Source organism: Pseudomonas sp. B3(2017), from assembly GCF_002113595.1.
Taxonomy (GTDB): domain Bacteria; phylum Pseudomonadota; class Gammaproteobacteria; order Pseudomonadales; family Pseudomonadaceae; genus Aquipseudomonas; species Aquipseudomonas ekonensis.
In genome coordinates this window covers 255,192-276,552 of record NZ_NEIU01000006.1, presented here as the reverse complement: position 1 = coordinate 276,552, position 21,361 = coordinate 255,192, and the positions used below count along the sequence as shown (strand labels likewise).

At 65.7% G+C, this 21,361-nt stretch carries 18 protein-coding genes; 12 read left to right on the top strand and 6 right to left on the bottom strand.

Annotated elements, in window-relative coordinates:
- The first annotated feature begins 8 nt into the window (after window positions 1-8).
- The 5 genes from CAG33_RS11735 (at window position 9) to CAG33_RS11715 (ending at window position 6,442) form a co-directional block, all read left to right on the top strand.
- On the top strand, window positions 9-1,133 hold the full coding sequence (locus tag CAG33_RS11735; RefSeq protein WP_085578769.1) for a mannuronate-specific alginate lyase: 1,125 nt from the start codon (window positions 9-11) through the stop codon (window positions 1,131-1,133).
- Between the two features lie 225 nt (window positions 1,134-1,358).
- On the top strand, window positions 1,359-2,924 hold the full coding sequence (locus CAG33_RS11730) for an MBOAT family protein (RefSeq protein ID WP_085638503.1): 1,566 nt from the start codon (window positions 1,359-1,361) through the stop codon (window positions 2,922-2,924).
- A 10-nt stretch (window positions 2,925-2,934) separates the two neighbouring features.
- Complete coding sequence (locus CAG33_RS11725) at window positions 2,935-4,110, top strand: alginate O-acetyltransferase (protein WP_085638500.1); 1,176 nt, start codon at window positions 2,935-2,937, stop codon at window positions 4,108-4,110.
- A gap of 14 nt (window positions 4,111-4,124) precedes the next feature.
- On the top strand, window positions 4,125-4,781 hold the full coding sequence (locus CAG33_RS11720; RefSeq protein ID WP_085578763.1) for an alginate O-acetyltransferase AlgF: 657 nt from the start codon (window positions 4,125-4,127) through the stop codon (window positions 4,779-4,781).
- Between the two features lie 209 nt (window positions 4,782-4,990).
- Window positions 4,991-6,442, top strand: coding sequence for a mannose-1-phosphate guanylyltransferase/mannose-6-phosphate isomerase (locus CAG33_RS11715; protein ID WP_085578761.1), 1,452 nt, complete (start codon window positions 4,991-4,993; stop codon window positions 6,440-6,442).
- Window positions 6,443-6,533: 91 nt separating this feature from the next.
- On the opposite strand, the gene CAG33_RS28250 is transcribed toward CAG33_RS11715, so the two are convergent.
- Window positions 6,534-8,057: a hypothetical protein gene (locus tag CAG33_RS28250; protein ID WP_139831350.1), complete on the bottom strand. Its 1,524-nt coding sequence runs from the start codon at window positions 8,055-8,057 to the stop codon at window positions 6,534-6,536.
- A gap of 349 nt (window positions 8,058-8,406) precedes the next feature.
- Here CAG33_RS28250 and CAG33_RS11705 point away from each other — a divergent pair, with 349 nt between their 5' ends.
- Both CAG33_RS11705 and CAG33_RS11700 read left to right on the top strand, forming a co-directional pair.
- On the top strand, window positions 8,407-8,871 hold the full coding sequence (locus tag CAG33_RS11705; RefSeq protein ID WP_085578759.1) for a multidrug transporter: 465 nt from the start codon (window positions 8,407-8,409) through the stop codon (window positions 8,869-8,871).
- 45 nt (window positions 8,872-8,916) lie between these two features.
- Window positions 8,917-9,741 (top strand): SDR family oxidoreductase, encoded by an 825-nt coding sequence (locus CAG33_RS11700; RefSeq protein WP_085578757.1) that lies wholly within the window; start codon window positions 8,917-8,919, stop codon window positions 9,739-9,741.
- A 181-nt stretch (window positions 9,742-9,922) separates the two neighbouring features.
- Here the strand turns inward: CAG33_RS11700 and CAG33_RS11695 are convergent, their stop codons facing one another.
- From CAG33_RS11695 to CAG33_RS11680, 4 genes are all read right to left on the bottom strand, one after another.
- Window positions 9,923-10,786: an HlyD family secretion protein gene (locus CAG33_RS11695; protein ID WP_085638497.1), complete on the bottom strand. Its 864-nt coding sequence runs from the start codon at window positions 10,784-10,786 to the stop codon at window positions 9,923-9,925.
- Window positions 10,787-10,811: 25 nt separating this feature from the next.
- Window positions 10,812-11,012 carry a DUF1656 domain-containing protein gene (locus CAG33_RS11690; RefSeq protein WP_003221811.1) on the bottom strand — a complete coding sequence of 67 codons (201 nt, stop codon included), beginning with the start codon at window positions 11,010-11,012 and terminating at the stop codon, window positions 10,812-10,814.
- The gene (locus CAG33_RS11685) at window positions 11,002-13,194 is read right to left on the bottom strand and encodes an FUSC family protein (RefSeq protein ID WP_085638494.1); all 2,193 of its coding nucleotides are present in this window, start codon (window positions 13,192-13,194) and stop codon (window positions 11,002-11,004) included. The genes CAG33_RS11690 and CAG33_RS11685 overlap by 11 nt, the downstream gene beginning before the upstream one ends.
- A 138-nt stretch (window positions 13,195-13,332) precedes the next feature.
- On the bottom strand, window positions 13,333-14,832 hold the full coding sequence (locus CAG33_RS11680) for an efflux transporter outer membrane subunit (RefSeq protein WP_085638492.1): 1,500 nt from the start codon (window positions 14,830-14,832) through the stop codon (window positions 13,333-13,335).
- A 284-nt stretch (window positions 14,833-15,116) separates the two neighbouring features.
- On the opposite strand from CAG33_RS11680, the gene CAG33_RS11675 reads away from it, so the two are divergent.
- From CAG33_RS11675 to CAG33_RS11660, 4 genes are all read left to right on the top strand, one after another.
- Window positions 15,117-16,085 carry a LysR family transcriptional regulator gene (locus CAG33_RS11675; protein WP_085578749.1) on the top strand — a complete coding sequence of 323 codons (969 nt, stop codon included), beginning with the start codon at window positions 15,117-15,119 and terminating at the stop codon, window positions 16,083-16,085.
- A 297-nt stretch (window positions 16,086-16,382) separates the two neighbouring features.
- On the top strand, window positions 16,383-16,745 hold the full coding sequence (locus CAG33_RS11670) for a DUF6124 family protein (RefSeq protein WP_085578747.1): 363 nt from the start codon (window positions 16,383-16,385) through the stop codon (window positions 16,743-16,745).
- Window positions 16,746-17,756: 1,011 nt separating this feature from the next.
- Window positions 17,757-18,731 carry a D-glycerate dehydrogenase gene (locus CAG33_RS11665; protein ID WP_085638489.1) on the top strand — a complete coding sequence of 325 codons (975 nt, stop codon included), beginning with the start codon at window positions 17,757-17,759 and terminating at the stop codon, window positions 18,729-18,731.
- Between the two features lie 195 nt (window positions 18,732-18,926).
- Window positions 18,927-19,430 (top strand): DUF2165 domain-containing protein, encoded by a 504-nt coding sequence (locus CAG33_RS11660; RefSeq protein ID WP_085578743.1) that lies wholly within the window; start codon window positions 18,927-18,929, stop codon window positions 19,428-19,430.
- Between the two features lie 10 nt (window positions 19,431-19,440).
- Here the strand turns inward: CAG33_RS11660 and CAG33_RS11655 are convergent, their stop codons facing one another.
- Entirely contained in the window at window positions 19,441-20,343 is a 903-nt protein-coding gene (locus CAG33_RS11655) for a DMT family transporter (RefSeq protein WP_085578741.1), read from the bottom strand.
- A gap of 138 nt (window positions 20,344-20,481) precedes the next feature.
- Here CAG33_RS11655 and CAG33_RS11650 point away from each other — a divergent pair, with 138 nt between their 5' ends.
- Window positions 20,482-21,357 (top strand): AraC family transcriptional regulator, encoded by an 876-nt coding sequence (locus tag CAG33_RS11650; protein ID WP_085638486.1) that lies wholly within the window; start codon window positions 20,482-20,484, stop codon window positions 21,355-21,357.
- Window positions 21,358-21,361: the final 4 nt, after the last annotated feature.

The window sequence follows — 21,361 nt, the reverse complement described above, 5'->3', positions numbered from 1 at the left end:
GGTCTGCCATGCGAAACCGAACGATCAAACACCTGCTTGCGCCGTCCCTGCTGACCCTGGCGATGTTCGCCGGGGCCACCCAGGCCGCCGCGCCGCTGCGTCCGCCCCAGGGCTACTTCGCACCTGTGGACAAGTTCAAGACCGGCGACAAGAGCGAAGGCTGCGACGCCATGCCGGCGCCCTACACCGGCCCGCTGCAGTTTCGCAGCAAGTACGAAGGCTCGGACAAGGCCCGCGCCACCCTCAACGTGCAGTCGGAGAAAGCCTTCCGCGACAGCACCGCCGACATCACCAAGCTTGAGCGCGGCACCGCCAAGCGGGTGATGCAGTTCATGCGCGACGGTCGCCCGGAGCAGCTCGACTGCACGCTCAACTGGCTGACGTCCTGGGCACGGGCGGATGCGTTGATGTCCAAGGACTTCAACCACACCGGCAAGTCGATGCGCAAATGGGCACTGGGCAGCATGGCGTCCTCGTACATCCGCCTGAAGTTCTCCGACTCGCACCCGCTGGCCCAGCATCAGCAGGAGGCCCGGGAGATCGAGGCCTGGTTCGGCAAACTGGCCGACCAGGTGGTGAGCGACTGGGACAACCTGCCGCTGGCGCAGACCAACAACCACTCCTATTGGGCCGCGTGGTCGGTGATGGCGACGGCCATCGCCACCGACCGCCGCGACCTGTTCGACTGGGCGGTGAAGGAATACAAGGTCGGCGCCGGCCAAGTCGACGCCGACGGCTACCTGCCCAACGAACTCAAGCGCCAGCAGCGCGCCCTGGCGTACCACAACTACGCCCTGCCGCCGCTGGCGATGATCGCCAGCTTCGCCCAGGTCAACGGCGTGGATCTGCGCCAGGAGAACAACGGCGCCCTCAAGCGCCTGGGCGACCGGGTGCTGGCCGGCGTGAAGGATCCCGACGCCTTCGAGGCGAAGAACGGCAAGAAGCAGGACATGACCGACCTGAAGGAGGACATGAAATTCGCCTGGCTCGAACCGTTCTGCAGCCTCTACGCCTGTGCGCCGGATGTGCTGGAGAAGAAACACGGCATGCAGCCGTTCAAGACCTTCCGCCTGGGCGGCGACCTGACCAAGGTCTACGACCCGTCGCACGAGAAGGGCAACAAGGGTTCGTAAGGCAGAACACGAACCCCTGTGGGAGCTGGCTTGCCAGCGATTGCAATCTGACATTCAACACTGATGTCGACTGACCCGACGCTATCGCTGCGGTGCGGCGACCCGACAAGCCAGCGCCCACAAGGGTTGCGGTGAATCTGGATGCAATACATCCCCCGGACTTTTCGTGGGGGGTTTGGGGGGGCCTTGGCCCTTGACTGTGGCTTCAAACATGGAGAAACCGGGATGGTCTTTTCATCCAACGTGTTCCTGTTCCTGTTCTTGCCGATCTTCCTCGGCCTGTACTACCTGAGCGGGCAACGCTACCGCAACCTGCTGCTGCTGATCGCCAGCTACGTGTTCTACGCCTGGTGGCGGGTGGACTTCCTGGCGCTGTTCGCCGGTGTCACCCTGTGGAACTACTGGATCGGCCTGAAGGTCGGCGCCGCCGGCGTGAGGAGCAAGCCGGCCCAGCGCTGGCTGCTGCTCGGCGTGGCAGTGGACCTGTGCATCCTGGGCTACTTCAAGTACGCCAACTTCGGCGTCGACAGCCTCAACGCGATCATGACGTCGTTCGGCCTGGAGCCGTTCATCCTCACCCACGTGCTGTTGCCGATCGGCATCTCGTTCTACATCTTCGAGTCCATCAGCTACATCATCGACGTGTACCGCGGCGACACCCCGGCCACCCGCAACCTGATCGACTTCGCGGCGTTCGTGGCGATCTTCCCGCACCTGATCGCAGGCCCCGTGCTGCGCTTCCGTGACCTGGCCGACCAGTTCAACCACCGCACCCACACCCTCGACAAGTTCTCCGAGGGCTGCACCCGGTTCATGCAGGGCTTCATCAAGAAGGTGTTCATCGCCGACACCCTGGCGGTGGTCGCCGACCATTGCTTCGCCCTGCAGCACCCGACCACCGGCGACGCCTGGCTCGGTGCGCTGGCCTACACCGCGCAGCTGTACTTCGACTTCTCCGGCTACAGCGACATGGCCATCGGCCTGGGCTTGATGATGGGCTTTCGCTTCATGGAGAACTTCAAGCAGCCCTACGTCAGCCAGTCGATCACCGAGTTCTGGCGGCGCTGGCACATCAGCCTGTCCACCTGGCTGCGCGACTACCTGTACATCACCCTGGGCGGCAACCGCCGCGGCACGCTGATGACTTATCGCAACCTGTTCCTCACCATGCTGCTGGGCGGCCTGTGGCACGGCGCGAACATCACCTACATCGTCTGGGGCGCCTGGCACGGCATGTGGCTGGCGATCGAGAAAATGCTCGGCATCAACACCTCGCCGCGCCGCCTCAATCCGGTCCGCTGGGCCCTGACCTTCCTGCTCGTGGTCATGGGCTGGGTGATCTTCCGCGCCGAGAACCTGCACGTGGCCGGGCGCATGTACGGCGCAATGTTCAGCTTCGGCGACTGGTCGCTGTCGGAACTCAACCGCGCCAGCCTCACCGGCCTGCAAGTGGCGACCCTGGTGGTGGCGTACGCAACCCTGGCGTTCTTCGGCCTGCGCGACCTGTACACCAGCACGCCACCGGTCAAGACCAAACCTGCCGCCGACGCCGGGCAAGACGGCCCGGCCGGCGCGCAGCCCGGCCTGATCAAGGCCGCCCCCGGCGAAAACCCGGCGGCCATCCGCGAGCCCGGCTACACCGTCGGCGCGCCCGCCCAAGTGCAGCCGGCCTACTGGAGCGCCGACTGGCCACGCTACGCGATGCGCGCCCTGGTGCTGCTGCTGTTCATCGCCTCGATTCTCAAACTCTCGGCGCAGAGCTTCTCGCCGTTCCTTTACTTCCAGTTCTGAGGGATCTGCCATGACCCGCTCATTACGCATGTTCTACATCGCCCTGTTTCTGCTGACCCTGCTGGTGCTCGGCCTGTGGTCGCTGCGCAGCTTCTTCGGCTTCAGCACCAACGCCGACGCCACGGTGCTCAACGGCCGCTGGACCAAAGCCGTGGAAACCCACTACGACGACGCGTTTCCGATCAAGCGCCTGGGCACCAACCTGTGGGCCGCGCTGGACTTCAAACTGTTCAACGAAGGCCGTCCGGGCGTGGTGCTCGGCCGTGACCAGTGGCTGTACAGCGACGAGGAATTCAACCCGATCGTCAACGAAGAGCTGAACCTGCAAGGCAACTACGCGCTGGTCGAAGGCGTGCGCCAGACCCTGAAAGCCAAAGGCGTGAAACTGGTGATGGCCATCGTGCCGGCCAAGGTGCGCCTGTACCCGGAACACCTGGGCGAAGTGAAGCCGGCAAGCATCCACGCCAACCTGTATCAGGACTTCCACGCCCGCGTCGCCGCGGACAAGATCCTCGCCCCCGACCTGCTCGGCCCGCTGCAGAAGGCCAAGCAGAACGGTCAGCAAGTGTTCCTGCGCACCGACACCCACTGGACCCCTGAAGGCGCCGAGATCGCCGCCGACACCCTGGCCAAGACCATCGCCGACAAGTTCCCGCTCAGCGGTGAGCCGCAGCGCTTCGTCACCACGCCGGCCGAGCAGGTCACGCACAAGGGCGACCTGCGCCTGTTCCTGCCGCTGGATCCGCTGTTCGAGAACCTGATGCCGGCCAAGGAGCCGCTGCAGAAGCGCAACACCGTGGCCGCCGACGCGCAGCCGGCCGGCGACGACGCCCTGTTCGCCAGCCGCGAAGTGCCGGTGGCGCTGATCGGCACCAGCTACAGCGCCAACCCCAACTGGAACTTCGTCGGCGCGCTCAAGCAGGCGCTCAACAGCGACGTGGTCAGTTACGCCGAAGACGGCCACGGCCCGATCCTGCCGATGCTCAGTTACCTGAAAAGCGACGACTTCAAGAACAGCCCGCCCCAGGTGCTGATCTGGGAGTTCCCTGAACGATATCTGCCTGTGAACAACGAAATCGGCGACGCCGACCCGCAGTGGGTCGCAGAGCTCAAACAAGCCGGCGCGCGCCAACAGAACGTAGCTGTGAACACTTCATCCGAGACGCCCGACCGGGCGCAAAACTGAAAGAGAGGTACACCATGACTTTCACTCCAACTCCGCGTCGTCTCGCCCAACGCCTTGCCCTGGTCGCCGGCCTGAGCGTGCTGTCGGTGCAGGCATTCGCCGGCGGCGACGCCGCGCTCTACGGCCCGACCGCGCCCAAAGGCTCGACCTTCGTGCGCGTCTACAACGCCAGCAACGCCGAAGTCAGCGCCACCGTCGGCAGCACCAGCCTGAGCGACGTCGCCCCGCTGGCCAGCAGCGACTTCAGCTTCATGCCCGGCGGCGACTACAGCGCCAAGGTCGGCAGCCAGACCCTGCCGGTGAAACTGGCCGGCGACCACTACTACACCCTGGTCAACAACGCCTCCGGTGCGCCGCAACTGATCGAAGAGCCGCCGTTCAAGAACAAGCAGAAATCCCTGGTGCGCGTGCAGAACCTCAGCGACAAGCCGCTGACCCTCAAAACCGCCGACGGCAAGACCGAGGTGGTGCCGAACGTGGCCGCCAAGGGCCGCGGCGAACGCGAGATCAACCCGGTGAAGGTCAGCCTGGCGCTGTACGAAGGCGACAAGAAGGTCGGCGACGTGAAGCCGGTCGCCCTGGAGCGCGGCGAAGCGGCGGTGCTGTACGTCACCGGCACGGGCAGCAGCCTGTCGCCGGTGTGGGTGAAGCGCCCGGTGTCGACCCGCTGACACATTTCCCGAACTGACCCGAATCCCTGTGGAAGCCGGCTTGCCGGCGATGCGGACAACTCGGTTGCGCAGATACACCGAGGTGATGCGATCGCTGGCGAGCCAGCTCCCACAGGAACCGAGGCGGGCATTCGGACACGAGACAACAACAAGAGTGAAACGACGCAGGTTCGTGGCTCTAACCCAATTGATTTTATGGAGTAAACATTATGATTCCGGTGATCTTGTCAGGTGGTAGCGGTTCCCGTCTCTGGCCGCTTTCGCGCAAGCAGTTCCCCAAGCAGTTCCTCGCCCTGACCGGCGAACACACCCTGTTCCAGCAGACCGTCGAGCGCCTGGTGTTCGACGGCATGGACACCCCCATCGTGGTCTGCAACAAGGAGCACCGTTTCATCGTCAACGAGCAGTTGGCCAACCGCAGCCTGGAGGCCCAGCGCATCCTGATGGAGCCGTTCGGCCGCAACACCGCGCCGGCGGTGGCGCTGACCGCGATGATGCTGGTCAACGAGGGCCGCGACGAGCTGATGCTGGTGCTGCCCGCCGACCACGTGCTGGAAGACCGCAAAGCCCTGCAGCGCGCCCTGGCCCTGGCCACGGTGGCGGCGGAAAACGGTGAGATGGTGCTGTTCGGCGTGCCGGCCACCAAACCGGAGACCGGCTACGGCTACATCAAGTCGGTCAGCGATTCGCTGCTGCCCGAAGGCGTCAGCCGCGTCTCGCACTTCGTGGAGAAACCCGACGTCAAGCGCGCCACCGAATACGTCGAGTCCGGCGGCTACTACTGGAACAGCGGCATGTTCCTGTTCCGCGCCAGCCGCTTCCTCGAAGAGCTGAAAAAGCACGACCCGGACATCTACGACACCTGCCTGCTGACCCTGGAGCGCAGCGTCCAGGATCCGGACACCATCACCTTCGACGAAGCCACCTTCGCCTGCTGCCCGGACAACTCCATCGACTACTCGGTGATGGAAAAGACCCAGCGCGCCTGCGTGGTGCCGCTGACCGCCGGCTGGAGCGACGTCGGCTGCTGGTCGTCGCTGTGGGAGGTCAACGAGAAGGACGCCAACGGCAACGTCAGCAAGGGCGACGTGGTGATCCAGGACAGCAAGAACTGCATGATCCACGGCAACGGCAAGCTGGTGTCGGTGATCGGCCTGGAGAACATCGTCGTGGTGGAAACCAAGGACGCCATGATGATCGCCCACAAGGACAAGGTCCAAGGCGTCAAGCAGATGGTCAACACCCTCAACGAACAGGGCCGCAGCGAGACCCAGAACCACTGCGAGGTCTACCGTCCGTGGGGTTCCTACGACTCGGTGGACATGGGCGGCCGGTTCCAGGTCAAGCACATCTCGGTCAAGCCGGGCGCGTGCCTGTCGCTGCAGATGCACCACCACCGCGCCGAGCACTGGATCGTGGTCAGCGGCACCGCCGAAGTCACCTGCGACGAGAACGTGTTCCTGCTCACCGAGAACCAGTCCACCTACATCCCGATCGCCTCGGTGCACCGCCTGCGCAACCCGGGCAAGATCCCGCTGGAGATCATCGAAGTGCAATCGGGCTCGTACCTGGGCGAGGACGACATCGAACGCTTCGAAGACATCTACGGCCGCTCCACCCCGGTCGAGCGCGGCGTGTCGGTGAAGACCATCGCACAGTGACCTTCCTGTGACAAAAAGCCCCCGTCCGACCTGCTGCGTCCCCTATCCGCGGCAGGCCAGGCGGGGGCTTTTCGTCTGCCCCCCCGCGGGCTCAAGGGCTGCGTGACACCGCCACCGAACAGAGCCGCCAGGCCGCAGGCCGCCGATGGGCGTAGCCCAGGGTGACCGCCGCCGTGGCGTAGTCTCCCGCCGAGGCAGCCTGAGCCGTCCAGTACTCGGGGATCGAACGGTCGTAGTTGTGGGCGGCGTCGAACGCCCCGGTCGGCCAACCGTACCCGCGCACCAAGTCGCCCCATTCCGGGTACAGCGCCCCCGGATACCGCAGCAGGTAGCCACCGTTGAGTTCCGGCGGCCTGGGCAGCGCCACGCCGTGACCGTTCGCATAGCGCTCCGCCGAAGCCCAATCCATATGGCACGCCAACGCGGTGAACCAGAGCGTCGCCTGGGGCTGCGTGTACTGCACGCTCTGGCCCCCGGCATCCTTGATGGTGAACGTCACCGGGCCATGCCCCCTGAGCGTGACCTCGCCGGTGCCGGCGCCGATCTCGGCCCGGCCCGGCTCGGCGCTGCTGAACGCGAACGGGGGCGTCCCGCCGGCCATGTTCAGCCTGTAGCGCGCACCGCTGAAGCCGGTGCGGGGAAACCCGCTGTCCGCCGCGAAGGTGAAGGCATCGGCCTGAGGCGAGGCGGTGAGTGAAGCGACCCGCAAGACCTTGCTCTGCGGATCGAACACCTGATCGGCGGGATCGAACACGAACCGCGCCTGGTGCGCCGGCGTCTGCGGCAGCTCGATGCGGATGATCGGCAGCCTCAGTCCGCTGCGGTCATAGAAGTCCTGCTGGTCGTACTGAGCCGACGTCAAGCCGCCGCCGGTGTAGTACAGCGCCTGGATCGGCAACTCCCCGGGGATGTCCTGCGGCCAGGTCGCCAGCATCAGCTCGTTGCGGCTGTGGAAGGCCACATCCTGGTGCAGGGTCATCACGCGCAAGGCCTGGTAGAACGCGTCCGCCGCCGCGTCGTTCATTTGGTCGCGCACATCGAAACTGCACTGGTAGTGGCCCTGCGCGACGCCGGGCCGCACCGTGTGGGCCATCCATTGCTCGGCGGTGGTGATGCCCTGCGACTGGCAGCGCCGGCTCTGCTGCGGGTAGGCGCGGTGGGCACCGCAGCCGGGGTTTTCGCGGTCGAACGTGGCGCCGTCGATGGGAAACACGCAAAGCACTTCGATGTGACGCTTGCCGACCGGCGTATCCAGGATCGGGTGGAAAACGAAACCGTGGTCGTAGGTGGAATCGATCTGCCGGTACTGCGAGTCGCGCCGCAGGTACGAAAACGACAGCCCCCCCTTCTCCACGGCAATCGGGCTGGGGTTCCAGAAGTGGTATTGGGTGGAATGGATCGTGCCCCGGAACAGAATGCCGGCGCACAGGAACGCCGGTTTCGAGGCGCTGCCGCAATCCTTTCGGGTGTCGGCGTACCGGTCGGCCAGCGCCGTTGCCACGGCCTCGCCCTGCTTCTGGAAAGCCGAGCGAGGGTCGGAAGACAGTCCGTCGAGCGTCGAGGACTGGCAGGCTGCCAGCAGCAGACAGGCCCAACAGATAAGATAGCGTCCCATACGTCCTCCGGTACCGGCCGTGTACGCTATCCAACACCGGCTCCGCCGCGACGGCCACTGTCAGAAATTACAGTCCCGACCGGTGGCGCTCCCGTTGTCGATCCGAAAGGGGTGTCGTTCCAGCCTCTTCGTCGGGTCGATGCCCGGAGAAACGTTCCTGGTCAGGTCCTGCGCAGCCTTGACCGGCGCCATCGCCAGCAGGCAGGCTCCCACCGGGAATCTCGGCCGAATGCCGCCTCCTTGGCCTGCCCGCGAAGGGGCCGGACCTGGCGCCGCACACCACTTGCCAATCGCCAACCCCCTCTACGCTTAGGTAGGATGGCCTTCCATCCCTGCGAGGTTGCGCGACATGTTCATCGGCGTCCTGCTGGTCATCACCTGGCTGATCCTGCTGCTGCGCTATCCCGCCAAGGCCTTGCCGGTGTCGGCGGCGGCGGCCGTCGGCCTGGGGCTGGTGGCGATGTGGGTGGTGTGGCTGGACAACCGCGAGGTCAAGCAACTGGCGCGCCTGGAGCTGCGCATCGCCTATGCCCCCGAACAGTGTCCCGCCGACCGTCCGTTGCAGCTCAAGATGAACAACGGCAACGACGTGCCGCTGACCGAGCTGCGTTGGCGCATCGCCGCGTATGCGCCGGGCGACACGGTCAACCTGGCCGACAACCAGTACACCGCCCCGCGCTACCGCGGCCCCGGCGAACTGCAGCCCGGCGGCAACTGGGAAGACTGCCTGCCGCTGCCGCCGCTGCGTCCCGGCTACCGCCCGCAGACCCTGGAGTTTCGCGCCGAGCGGTTGCAGGGTAGTTTCTCCGACTGATCCCCTTCACGTCTGCCTCCTTCACCTCTGCATAAGGAATGCGCCATGCCCGTTGCACTGATCACCGGTTGTTCCAGCGGCATCGGCCGCGCCCTCGCCGACGCCTTCAAGGCCGCCGGCTATGACGTCTGGGCCAGCGCGCGCAAGGCCGAGGACGTCGCCGCGCTGAGCGCCGCCGGCTTCACCGCCGTGCAGCTGGACGTCAACGACGGCGCGGCGCTGGAGCAGTTGAGCGAGCGGCTCAACCACGAGCGCGGCGGCCTCGACGTGCTGATCAACAACGCCGGCTACGGCGCCATGGGCCCGCTGCTCGACGGCGGCGTGGCGGCCATGCAGCGCCAGTTCGAGACCAACGTGTTCTCCATCGTCGGCGTCACCCGCGCACTGTTCCCGGTGCTGCGCCGGGCCAAGGGGCTGGTGGTGAACGTCGGCAGCGTGTCGGGTGTGCTGGTCACGCCGTTCGCCGGCGCCTACTGCGCCTCGAAAGCAGCGGTGCACGCCCTGAGCGACGCGCTGCGCATGGAGCTGGCGCCGTTCGGCGTGCGGGTGATGGAGGTTCAGCCGGGCGCCATCGAATCCAGCTTCGCCAAGAACGCCGGGCATGAGGCCGAGCAACTGATCACCGAACAGTCGCCGTGGTTTCCGCTGCGCGAAGGGATCCGGGCGCGGGCCAAGGCATCCCAGGACAAGCCGACCCCGGCCCGGGACTTCGCCGCCGAACTGCTCAAGGCCGTGCAGCAGGCCAAGCCGCCCCGGCTGATCCGCATCGGCAACGGCAGCCGGGCGTTGCCGTTGCTGGCGACCTGGCTGCCCAAGGGTCTGCTGGAATCGACGCTGATGAAGCGGTTCGGGTTGCGCGCAAGCCTCTGACGGCGGCCGGCGAAATGGCCGAACCGGCCGGCCCAGACCGTCGACCCGGCCCTGGCGCTCATCAACACATCTTACTGTCCCCTGTGGCGAGGGCGCTTGCTCCCGCCGGGCTGCGCAGCAGACCCGTTTTTAGGGCCGCTGCGCGCCCTAGCGGAAGCAAGCACCCTCGCCACACAACGGATCAACGGCCGTCGGTCTGCTTCACCACCACCGTGCAGGTAATGCCCGCCGCCAGCAGCACCCCTTCCGGCACCTCGTCGATGTGAATCCGCACCGGCACCCGTTGGGCCAGGCGCACCCAGTTGAACGTCGGGTTGACGTCGGCGATGAGCTCGCGGCTTTCCGGGTTGTCGCGGTCGTAGATGCCGCGGGAAATGCTCTCTACATGGCCCTTGAGGACTTCACCGCTCATCAGTTGCATGTCGGCCCGGTCGCCCACGCGCACGTGGGGCAGCTTGGTCTCTTCGAAGAAGCCGTAGACCCAGAACGAGTTCATGTCGACCACGGCCATCTTCGCTTCGCCGATGCGTGCGTAGTCGCCGCGGTGAACGTTGAGGTTGGTCACGTAGCCGTCCACCGCCGCCCGCACTTCGGTGCGCTTGAGGTTGAGCTCGGCGGCCTCCAGCTGCGCCTGGGCGTGCTGGTAGTCGGCCAGGGCCGAGTCGGCGATGTTGCTGGCGTCGTCGCGGTTTTCCTTGGAGATCACCAGGTTGTCCAGGTCGGCGCGGCGGTGGGCGTTGACCTTGCGCATCTCCCACGTCGCCTTGCGCGAGGCCACCAGGGCCTGCGCCTGCTTGACCGCCAACCGGTAGTGCTCGGGGTCGATCTGCATCAGCAGGTCGCCCTTCTTCACCAACTGGTTGTCGCGCACCGGCACATCGACCACCTCACCCGTGACGTCGGCGGCGACGTTGATGATGTCCGCCCGCACCCGGCCGTCGCGGGTCCACGGGGTGTTCATGTAGTGCTCCCACAAGGTGCGGCCGATCCACAGCGCCAGAGCCAGCACCAGCAGGGTCGCGAGCAGGCTGAAAAACTTTTTCATCAAGACCTTCTTCAGAGTTGGAGAGTCAGCGGTAGACGGTCAGCGCCATCGCGCCGAACAGACAAGTGAACAGGCTCAGGCGCAGCAGCGCCGGGTGCCAGAAGAAGCGGTACAGGTCGAACCCCGACAGGAAGCGGTCCAGCGCCCAGGCCAGTGCCGCGGCGACGAAGAACATCAGGGTCATGGTCGGCATGTACACGCCGTGGAAGGCGATTTCACGGGGCATGGGCAAGTCCTTCGGGCTTGGCGGCCGCGTAGGCGGCGAGCGGTGATTGCGGGTCGAGCAACGAGGTGCGGATGAAGTGCAGGTAGCTTTTCACCCGGCGCAGCGCCGAGGTGTCGAAGTGCGGCGCGAACGGCTCGTCGGTGGCGGCGACACGGCCAATCGCGTGATCGACCGCCACCAGCGCCCGCTCCAGGTTACTGGCGTTGGGTTGCAGGAACAGCCGCACCAGCGCCCGACCCATCACGCGGATCGACTGGCGCCACGGCTGGGACTCGGCGTACGCCGGGTGCACCGGCAGGATCGCCTGCTCCTTGCGCAGCTCGATGATCGCGTGGCCGACCTCCAGCACCACGAACATCCAGCGCAGCAGTTTTTTCTGCACCAGCGGCTGGCCGGTCGCCAGGCCGTAGGCCTGGTGCATCAGGTCGCGGGTGCGGCTTTCGAAGCCCGAGGCCAGGCCCTTGAGCTTGCCGCTGATCGCGTACACCACTTGGCCGCGCAGGTCCTGCTCCAGGCGCTTCCACAGCCAACGGCTGTTGGGCGGCAGGATGATCGCCCCGGCAGCGGCGCACACCAGCATGCCCATGACCATGGCGATGTAATCGTTGATGAAGGTGTACGGGTTGTAGATGGTCAGGTTGTCCGGCACCGAACCGGTGCTGAAAAAGATCAGCAGCCCGAGGCCGACCCCGGCGTACTGCGGGCGCGAGGTCAGGAACGAGCCGAGCACGATCACCGGCGCCAGCATCACGCACAAGAGCGGGAAACCGTCGATCCACGGGAAGATGAAGAACATCTCGACGAAGCCGATCAGCGCCCCGAGGAACGTGCCGCAGGCCATCTGGAACGCCATGCGCTTGGGGTTCGGCGTGGCGGCGGACAAGCCCACGGTGGCGGCGGCGATCAGGGTCATGGTCGCGCCGCTCGGCCACGCGGTGGCCACCCAGTAGCTGCCCAGCACGATCAGGATGAACGAGGCGCGGATCCCCGAAGCGGCCGCCGCCCACCAACTGGTCTGCGGGGTGAACGGCTCGTCCCAGCGCTCGCGTTCGTGGCGGTGGTCGGCCAGGGACGCGTGGGTCTGTGCATAACTGTGCAGGTCGTCGACGAAGCGGTAGAGCAATTCGTACGCAGTGTGGAAATCCAGCAGCTCGGCCTCGCTCGGGCCGGTCTTCTGGAACGCCGCCCGCAGGCTGCGCACCCGTGTCGGCAAGCCTTCCTTGTAGGCTGCGAGCGCCGTCGCCAGGCGCGCCGCATCGGGGCTGGTCAGGGACCTGCCGCTGAAGCCGTCGAGCACTTCGGCCAGGTCCTGCAGGCCCGGCCTGATCGCCGCCACGACGTGTTCCTCGCCGTTGCCGCGCAAGCGCTCAAGCAACTGATGCAAGGCGTTGAAGCGGGTGGTGATGCCCATGAATTCGCTGTTCAGGCGGCTCAGCCGGCCGTTGCGCCGGCGCATGTGCGGGTCTTCGAACACGGTCACGCTGCGCAGGCCTTCCAGGCCCACGGCCTCGGCGATGAAGCGCACGTTGCTGGCCTCGAACGACTCAGGCTTGCTGCGCCCGCGCAGGCCGTCGGTGACGAACAGGGCGAACACGCCGAAGCGCTGGTACAGCGCGTTGCGCATGGCGGCGCTGGCGGTCTGCGGCAGGATCGCGGCGCTGACCAGGGTGGAGCAGAGAATCCCCAGGGAGATTTCCAGCACCCGCCACACCGCCGCCATGAACGCGCCGTCCGGGTGCGCCAGCGCCGGCAGGCCGACCATCGCCGCCGTGTACCCGGCCAGCACGAAACCGTAGGCGCGGAAGTTGCGGCAACGGGCGGCGCCGGCCGAGCAGATGCCGACCCAGATCGCCAGCGAACCCAGGAACAGTTCGGTGTTCTGGGCGAACAGCGCGATCAGCGTGACCATCATCGCCGACCCGGCCAACGTGCCGAGGAACCGGTAGAAACTCTTGGCGAACACCTGGCCGCTCTGCGGCTGCATGACGATGAACACGGTGATCATCGCCGTGCGCGGCTGCGGCAGTTCCAGGCGCATCGCCAGCCACAGGGTGAGGAACGCGGCAATCAGCACCTTGAAGATGTAGACCCAGGTCACGCCGTCGCTGCGTGCCCAGTCGAAGAAGCCCCGGCGCCATTCCAGGGAATGCAGCCAGCGCAGGGGGGCGGGCATGGGAGTCATTCGAATACGCTCAAGAAATCAGTCTGGACTCAAAACCTGTGGGCGCTGGCTTGCCAGCGAAGACGGCGTCACGTTCAACAGTGAGGTCGCCTGATCCACCACCTTCGCGGGCAAGCCCGCTCCCGCACCGAGGTGTGTTCACCGCAGCAGCGCCGGGGTTTTCGGGGCCTGGGTCTGCGCAGCCGTCGGCACATCGTTGCCCGCACCGAGCCCGCCGCCCAACGCCGTCACCAATTGCGCATGGGCGCTCAGGCGCGCCGCCTGCACCTGCTGCTGCACCTGTTGCTGCTTGAACAGCAGGGTCTGGGCGTTGAGCACGTTGAGGTAGTCGGTGAGCCCCCGCCGATAGGCGACCATCGCGATGTCGTAGGTCTTCTGCGCGGCGGCCACGGACTCGGCGGCGAAGGTCTGCTGCTTGTCCATCGACTCACGGCGGATCAACTGGTCGGAGAGGTTCTTCAGCGCGTTGACCAGGGTCTGGTTGTAGTGCGCCACGGCGATGTCGTAGCCGGCGGACGCCTCACCCAGTTCCGCCCGCAGCCGCCCGCCGTCGAAGATCGGCAGCGAGATCGCCGGCCCCACGGTGTAGTTGAGCTTCTTGCCGGTCAGGAACTCCAGCGCCCCGCCGCCGGTGGCCATGTAGCCGAGGCTGCCGACCAGGTCGACGTTGGGATAGAACCCGGCGTGCGCCACGTCGATGCCCCGGGCCTGCGCCGCCACCTGCCAGCGGCTGGCGACCACGTCCGGACGCTGGCCGAGCAGTTCGGCGGGCAGCGCCGACGGCAGCTTCAGCGCCGTGCCCAGGGACAGGGTCGGCCGCTGCAACTGCGCGCCCTCCCCCGGCCCCTTGCCGGCCAGCGCGGCGATCTGGTTGCGGCTCAGGGCGATGGCTTCGTCCAGCGCATCCAGTTGCCGGTGGGTTTCCGGCAACGGCGTTTCGGCCTGGCTGACTTCGAAATGGGTGCCGATCCCGCCGTTCAGGCGTTTTTGCGCCAAGTCCAGAATCTGCTGTTGCTGGGCCAGCGTCGCGGCGACGATGTCGCGCTGGGCGTAGTGCAGCGACAGCTCGATGTAGGCCAGCACCAGGTTGTTCTGCAGTTCGAGCCGGGCCTGCTGCGCCTCGGCCGCCGTCATGTGCGCCAAGTCCACCGCCCGTTCCGTGCTGTTGCGGTCGCGGCCCCAGAGGTCCAGGTCGTAGCTGAAGCCCAGCGCGGCGTTGTTGTCCCAGGTGGTGGTGTTGGCCAAATCGCCCGGGCCGTAGAACGGATCGGTCGGCCAGTTATGGCGCTTGAGCGTGGACTGGCCGTTGACCTGCAGCGACTCGGCGGCTTCGGCCGCACCGGCCATGGCCTTGGCCTGGCGCACCCGCGCGGCGGCCATGGCCAGGCTCGGGCTGCCTTGCACGGCGAGGTCGATCCAGCGGTTCAGTTGCGGGTCGCCGAAGGCTTGCCACCATTGCGCGGCGGGCCAGTTTGCGTCACGGGCGGCGTGGGCGATGGCGTCGTCGGTGGCCAGTGCGTTGGCCTCCAGCGCCTTGCCCTGCGGGGCGATCCCGCCGGTTCCGATGCAGCCGCCAAGACCCAGGGTAAAAGCCAGAACACTGAGCGGCAAAAGCGCTCTGTTGATGCGACGCGGCACTGCTGCGACTTCCTGAAAGAGGGGAAAAGCGGGGAACCTGTGGGAGCGGCGACGGAGCGGTCGCCTGCCGGTGCGGTAGCACACCCGAGCGCCGGATCCGTTGACCTGGCGCATGCGCAAGCACGCCCCATTCCCACTTCGGCGCAATTCTATGAGGGCGCCCGGACCGCGATAAGCTGGGATTCCTGTGAATCTTTGTTACCGTTAACGAGATAATCCCTAAGTCGGGGGTCTCGCCTTTGAAACTTCATGTCACAATTTGCCATCTCCCTTGAGAGCACCCCATGGACACATTGCAAAACATGCGTGCCTTCAGTTGCGTGGCCGAGGCCGGCAGTTTCACCGCCGCCGCCGTGCAGCTCGACACCACCACGGCCAACGTCTCGCGCGCGGTCTCCAACCTTGAGGCCCACCTGCAAACCCGCCTGCTCAACCGCACCACCCGGCGCATCGCCCTGACCGAGGCCGGCAAGCGCTACCTGCTGCGCTGCGAGCAGATCCTGGCCTACGTGGAAGAGGCGGAAGCCGAGGCCAGCGACGCCCACTCGCGCCCGGCCGGGCAGCTCAAGGTCCACACCATGACCGGCATCGGCCAGCACTTCGTCATCGACGCCATCGCCCGCTACCGCAAGACCCACCCGGACGTGACCTTCGACCTGACCCTGGCCAACCGCGTGCCGGACCTGCTCGACGAGGGCTACGACGTGTCCCTGGTGCTGGCCAGCGAACTGCCGGACTCCGGCTTCGTTTCCCAGCGCCTGGGCATCACCTACAGCATCGTCTGCGCCTCGCCTGCCTACGTGAAAGCCAACGGCTGCCCGCAGAAGCCCAGCGACCTGCTCAACCACGCCTGCCTGCGCCTGGTGAGCCCGGTCATCCCCCTGGAGAAATGGGCCTTCGACGGCCCGGAAGGCCAGGAGATGGTGACCATCAACAGCTCGCCGTTCCTGGTGAACTCGGCCGACGCGATGAAAACCGCGATCATCAGCGGCATGGGCATCGGCGTGCTGCCGGTGTACGCCGCCATCGAAGCGCTGCGCAACGGCTCGCTGGTGCGGGTGATGCCCAACTACCGCTCCCAGGAGCTGAACCTCTACGCCATCTACCCGTCGCGCCAGTACCTGGACGCGAAGATCAAGACCTGGGTCGAGTACCTGCGCGGCTCGCTGCCGGAAATCCTCTCGGCGCACCAGGCGGAACTGGCGGCCTATGAAATGAGCGGCAGCCTGGGCGGCGTGCGGTTGGCGAACTGAGTTCGGCGTCCTACAGACGGGGTGTTTTTGGCGGATGTTTCCGACAGGTTTTGACGGTTGTCGGTCGGAAATGCGCTGGATAGGCTTTGGGGGTCGCTGACAGATTCAGTGACCGGGCTTGGTCGTCCGGGTTTAGAATGGCGCGCTTTTCAGCCTGCTTAATGGCGAGCTGTGCGTGGGAGGGCTAACGGCCCTGCCGGGTTTCCATTCCCTGGTCGACCAACCCGCGTACGGTTCGCCACCCCACTGCTTGGTCGCGGTGCGTGGCGGACTCCACATCCCGAATGGAGCTTCACCATGTTCAAACCCACACCGAACCCACCTGCCGCCGACAGCACCTCCCCCTACGAATCCACCGATTCGCGAAAACTCCACGACGCCGCCGAACGTGCGCTCGACCACTACCTCAACCCCACCCAGCCTTCCGCCCGCCGTCCGGGCCGGATGTTCATGGTCGACCCGGCCATGGACGACGAAAGCCTGCTGGTGCACGCCAGCGCCTCCCTGGCCTCGGCGGGCACCCTGACCAGCCAACTGGCCGAGCAACTGGGCACGGCGCAGCGCGACACGATCCTGGCGATCCAGCAGGTGATCATGCTGGCCGGGCTGTCGGTGAACCGGGTGCTGGACAATGTGAAGGTTCAGCCGGGGCACAGTTGATTCCCCTTTGTGGGAGCGGGCTGTGCACATCAGGTAGAGATTGGTTGGTTGGCAGGCCGTCATCGCCAGCAGGCAGGCTCCCACAGGGGATTGAGGTGGTCTGGGAGGAATTGGACGGCTGTCAGGCCGCCATCGCTGGCAAGTCGAATCGTCGCACCGCAGCTCCCACAAATATCCCGGTGCCCACAAAATCCAGGCACACCACAAAAACCTGTGGGAGCCGGCTTGCCGGCGATGGCGGTGGGTCAGTCACCACAGATGCCGGCAGTGCCGGCCCCATCGCTGGCAAGCCAGCTCCCACAGGGATTGAGGTGAGCTGGGAGGGATTGGTCGGCTGTCAGGCCGCCATCGCCAGCAGGCTGGCTCCCACAAGTATCCCGGTGCCCACAAAATCCAGGCACACCACAAAAACCTGTGGGAGCCGGCTTGCCGGCGATGGCGGTGGGTCAGTCACCACAGATGTCGGCAGTGCCGGCCCCATCGCTGGCAAGTCGAGTCGTCGCACCGCAGCTCCCACAGGGAATTGGGTTGGGCAGTCAGAAACAGGTCGGCTGTCAGGCCGCCATCACGCGCCTCTCAAAAGGCCGAGTGTCAGCTCGCCTCGCTTTTGATCTTGATCTGCCGGCCCCTTCGGAAGGCTGAGCGGAGGGGTTCATCCGGGGGTGGGCGCGCAGCGCCGTTTGGCGCAGCCAAACACATCGGAAGGAGGTGCAGCGAAGCAAACCGTAGCCGATGCCCCCGGATGAATCCCGGAGCGAAGGAACCCCGAGCCTCAGCGAGGGGCCGAACGCCGGGGCCCAGACCTTTTGGTTACTTTTGGCTGGGCCGGCATTCCGGGCGTTTGCCAAAAGTGACCCGCCGTAAGGGCGGAACCGCCAGCGGCAACACCCGCAGAAACGGATATTCACCCAAACCCAAAACCCCAAACGCCCACCCCCCAGAGCCCTCCAAGACAACCCAAAACAGAAATGTTAGCGTGCTCAGCAATCCCGCCCCGCCGAGCCCAAAGCAATGAAAAAAACCGTCCTGGCCTTCAGCCGCATCACCCCGCCCATGATCGAACGCCTGCAACAGGACTTCGACGTCATCGTGCCCAACCCGAAGAACGGCGAGATCGCCGCCCAATTCAACGAAGCCCTGCCCCACGCCCACGGCCTGATCGGCGTCGGCCGCAAGCTCGGCAAGGCCCAACTGGAAAACGCGGCGAAGCTCGAAGTGGTCTCCAGCGTGTCGGTCGGCTACGACAACTATGACCTGGCCTACTTCAACGAACGCGGGATCATGCTCACCAACACCCCGGACGTGCTCACCGAAAGCACCGCCGACCTGGCCTTCGCCCTGATCATGGCCAGCGCCCGCCGCGTCGCCGAACTCGACGCCTGGACCAAGGCCGGCCAGTGGCAGGCCAGCGTCGGCGCCCCGCTGTTCGGCTGCGACGTGCACGGCAAGACCCTGGGCATCGTCGGCATGGGCAACATCGGCGCCGCCGTGGCCCGGCGCGCACGCCTGGGCTTCAACATGCCGATCCTCTACAGCGGCAACAGCCGCAAGACCGCGCTGGAACAAGAGCTGGGCGCGCAGTTCCGCCGCCTGGATCAACTGCTCGCCGAAGCCGATTTCGTCTGCCTGGTGGTGCCGCTCAGCGACCAGACCCGCCACTTGATCAGCCACCGCGAACTGGCGCTGATGAAGCCGGGCGCGATACTGGTCAACATTTCCCGAGGCCCGGTGGTGGACGAGCCGGCGCTGATCGAGGCGCTGCAGAACAACCGCATCCGCGGTGCGGGGCTGGACGTCTACGAAAAGGAACCGCTGGCCGAATCCCCGCTGTTCCAGCTGAAAAACGCCGTGACACTGCCGCACATCGGCTCGGCCACCCACGAAACCCGCGAGGCGATGGCCAACCGTGCGCTGGCCAACCTGCGCAGTGCGCTTATGGGCGAACGACCGCAGGATCTGGTGAATCCGCAGGTCTGGAAAGGCTGACGGCCGCCGCCAGGGCCTGCGCGCAAGCGTCACGCCCTGGCATCACCGGCTCATCGGATGGGCAACTATCGATTTGAACCGAACAATGACCCACACAACTTGAAAATCACTCCTTCCCCTTTGCGATTTGCGCCCCGATAGACTTCCGCCCATCAGCCTTACTTATGAAAGGCACAATGAACGGAGAATAAAAAAGTGGGAACCCTTACAACCTCGCAAATCATCAGAAGAAGCAAAGTTGCCATTGTCTTCATGGTCGGTGCCTTTGGCGTGCTGATCGTCTTCAGCAACTTGACCGACTACCAGTCCAACTACATCTTCCTCGGCCATATCCTCAGCATGGACACCACCGGCAGCCACCTGACCTACCGGGCCATCACCTCGGACATGATGCACCACCGGATCTACTGGATGATCATGACGCTGGAGACCATATTCACGTCGTCCTGCCTGCTGGGCTGCTATCAACTTTTCCGACAGTTGAACGCCTCGCCGGAACAGTTTCACGAAGCCAAGAAATACGCCGTGCTCGGTTTCCTCGTGGCACTGTTCGTTTATTACTTTTGCCTTCAGGTAGTTGGCAACGAGTGGTTCGACATGGATCAGTCCAATGATTGGAACGCCATGATGTGGGCGCAAAGCATTGTCGACTTTCTGATACCGGCGTTGATCTATCTGGTATTGAAAGTCGACAGTTGAAGCGGCTGTTTCAATGCGCAGGCTTGGCGAACCCGACACTCACAGGCTTGGGTTTGCGAAACACCAGCACGTTGCCCAGCATCACCAGCACCAGGCCGGCCAGCGCCGGCGCCGTCCACTGGTAGCCTTCGGCAAACGCCGAGACGTTCAGCGCCACCACCGGGAACAGCACCGTGCAATAGGCGGCGCGTTCCGGGCCCATGCGGCCGACCAGCGTCAGGTAAGCGGTGAAGCCGATCACCGAGCCCGGGATCACCAGGTACAGCAGCGCGCCGATGTAGCGCGGCGTCCATTCCATGTCGAACGGGATGCCCTTGACCAGACACCACAGCGACAGCATCGCCGCGCCATAGGCCATGCCCCAGGCGTTGGTGGTCAGCGGCTTGAGGCCGGCCTTCTGCTGCAGGCTCGACAGCATGTTGCCCGCCGAGAAGCACAAGGTGCCGCACAGGGCCAGCCCCAGCCCGAGCAAGGTCTGCGGGCTGGCGTGGTGGCCGGCCAGTTCCGGCCAGAACAGCAGCCCCAGCCCGAACAGGCCGAGCCCGCCGCCCATCAGCACGTTGCGGGCGATCCGCTGGCCGAAGAACACCCGGGCGTTGAGGGCGTTCCACAGGGTCGCGGTGGAGAACACCACGGCGACCAGGCCGCTGGGGATCCATTGGCTGGCCGTCAAAAAGCACATGAAGTTGACGCAGAACAGGCACAGGCCCTGCGCCACGCAGATCAGATGCCCGCGCCGGTTCATCGGTTGAAGGCGGCGGCTGAGCAGCAGCAGGACGAACAGCACCAGTGCCGCCAGGCCGAAGCGATAGACGATCGACACCGGGATCGCCACCACGCCCAATTGCCATTTCAAGGCAATCCAGGTGGTGCCCCAGATCAGCACGGTGAGCAGGTACAGCGAAAGGTTCATGACGGACTCTCCTCGGTGGGCGTTCAGTGTCCACCCCGCCCTTGACCGGCGCTTGCATAAACTTGCGCTTTTGTCCGGCGACGGGCTGGCAGCGCCGGCGCCACGGAGTAGGATGCAAGGCGTTGGAGAGAACCGAACATGGCCGCACTCGATACCCTGCAAGTCTTCAAAGCCCTCAGCCGCTCGCCGAACGCTCGCCTGGAGCACAGCGCCGAGCTCGGGGACGGCTTGTCCGCCGCGCTGTGGAGCAATCACCACGACGCCCAGGAATACGAGGCGCCCAGCCACCACACCCTGTCCTGCTACATCGCCGGCGGCACCGGCACCTTCCGCCGCGGCCAGCCCGGCAACAAGGGCGCACCGGACAAGCTGTGCATCCTGCCCGCCGACCACGAGTCCGGCTGGGTGATCAACGGCGACATCCGCCTGGCCCACCTGTATTTCAGCGCCGAGCAGTTCGCGTTGGGTTGCGTCACCCTGCTCGACCGCGAGCCACGGGAGATGCAACTGCGCGAGCAGACCTTCCTGGACGACCCGCAACAGGCCCTGCGCTTTCGGCAATTGCTCACCCTCGACTGGGACGAGCCCGGCGAGCGCCTGCTGACCAGCAGCCTGGCCCACGAACTGATCAGCCACACCTTGCTCAGCCAGGTCGGCGCGCGTTCTGGGCTGCGGCTCAAGGGCGGGCTGGCGCCGCATCAGCGCCGGATGCTGGTGGGCTTCATCGACAGCCACCTGGGCGACCCCATCAGCCTCGGGCAACTGGCGGGGCTGTGCGCCTTGTCCGAATACCACTTTGCGCGGATGTTCCGCACCAGCTTCGGCCTGCCGCCGCACCAGTACGTGCTGGCGCGGCGCCTGGGCCGGGCACGGGAACTGCTGCGGGGGACAGGGTTGCCGCTGGGCGAGATCGCGCTGGCGTGCGGTTTCGCCAGCGCCAGCCACTTCACCAACCGGTTCCGCCAGGTGATCGGCGCAACGCCGGGTGAGTACCGTCAGGCGTTCTTGCGTTAGGCGG

Bases quoted from the DNA above. Each gene is read 5' to 3' on its own strand.
- CAG33_RS11735 (WP_085578769.1), top strand. From the start codon at position 9: ATGCGAAACCGAACGATCAAACACCTGCTTGCGCCGTCCCTGCTGACC.
- CAG33_RS11690 (WP_003221811.1), bottom strand. From the start codon at position 11,012: ATGCCCCGTGAAATCGCCTTCCACGGCGTGTACATGCCGACCATGACC.
- CAG33_RS11685 (WP_085638494.1), bottom strand. From the start codon at position 13,194: ATGACTCCCATGCCCGCCCCCCTGCGCTGGCTGCATTCCCTGGAATGG.
- CAG33_RS11650 (WP_085638486.1), top strand. From the start codon at position 20,482: ATGGCCGCACTCGATACCCTGCAAGTCTTCAAAGCCCTCAGCCGCTCG.
- CAG33_RS11695 (WP_085638497.1), bottom strand. From the start codon at position 10,786: ATGAAAAAGTTTTTCAGCCTGCTCGCGACCCTGCTGGTGCTGGCTCTG.
- CAG33_RS11675 (WP_085578749.1), top strand. From the start codon at position 15,117: ATGGACACATTGCAAAACATGCGTGCCTTCAGTTGCGTGGCCGAGGCC.
- CAG33_RS11670 (WP_085578747.1), top strand. From the start codon at position 16,383: ATGTTCAAACCCACACCGAACCCACCTGCCGCCGACAGCACCTCCCCC.
- CAG33_RS11655 (WP_085578741.1), bottom strand. From the start codon at position 20,343: ATGAACCTTTCGCTGTACCTGCTCACCGTGCTGATCTGGGGCACCACC.
- CAG33_RS11665 (WP_085638489.1), top strand. From the start codon at position 17,757: ATGAAAAAAACCGTCCTGGCCTTCAGCCGCATCACCCCGCCCATGATC.
- CAG33_RS11700 (WP_085578757.1), top strand. From the start codon at position 8,917: ATGCCCGTTGCACTGATCACCGGTTGTTCCAGCGGCATCGGCCGCGCC.
- CAG33_RS28250 (WP_139831350.1), bottom strand. From the start codon at position 8,057: ATGGGACGCTATCTTATCTGTTGGGCCTGTCTGCTGCTGGCAGCCTGC.
- CAG33_RS11705 (WP_085578759.1), top strand. From the start codon at position 8,407: ATGTTCATCGGCGTCCTGCTGGTCATCACCTGGCTGATCCTGCTGCTG.
- CAG33_RS11720 (WP_085578763.1), top strand. From the start codon at position 4,125: ATGACTTTCACTCCAACTCCGCGTCGTCTCGCCCAACGCCTTGCCCTG.
- CAG33_RS11725 (WP_085638500.1), top strand. From the start codon at position 2,935: ATGACCCGCTCATTACGCATGTTCTACATCGCCCTGTTTCTGCTGACC.
- CAG33_RS11715 (WP_085578761.1), top strand. From the start codon at position 4,991: ATGATTCCGGTGATCTTGTCAGGTGGTAGCGGTTCCCGTCTCTGGCCG.
- CAG33_RS11730 (WP_085638503.1), top strand. From the start codon at position 1,359: ATGGTCTTTTCATCCAACGTGTTCCTGTTCCTGTTCTTGCCGATCTTC.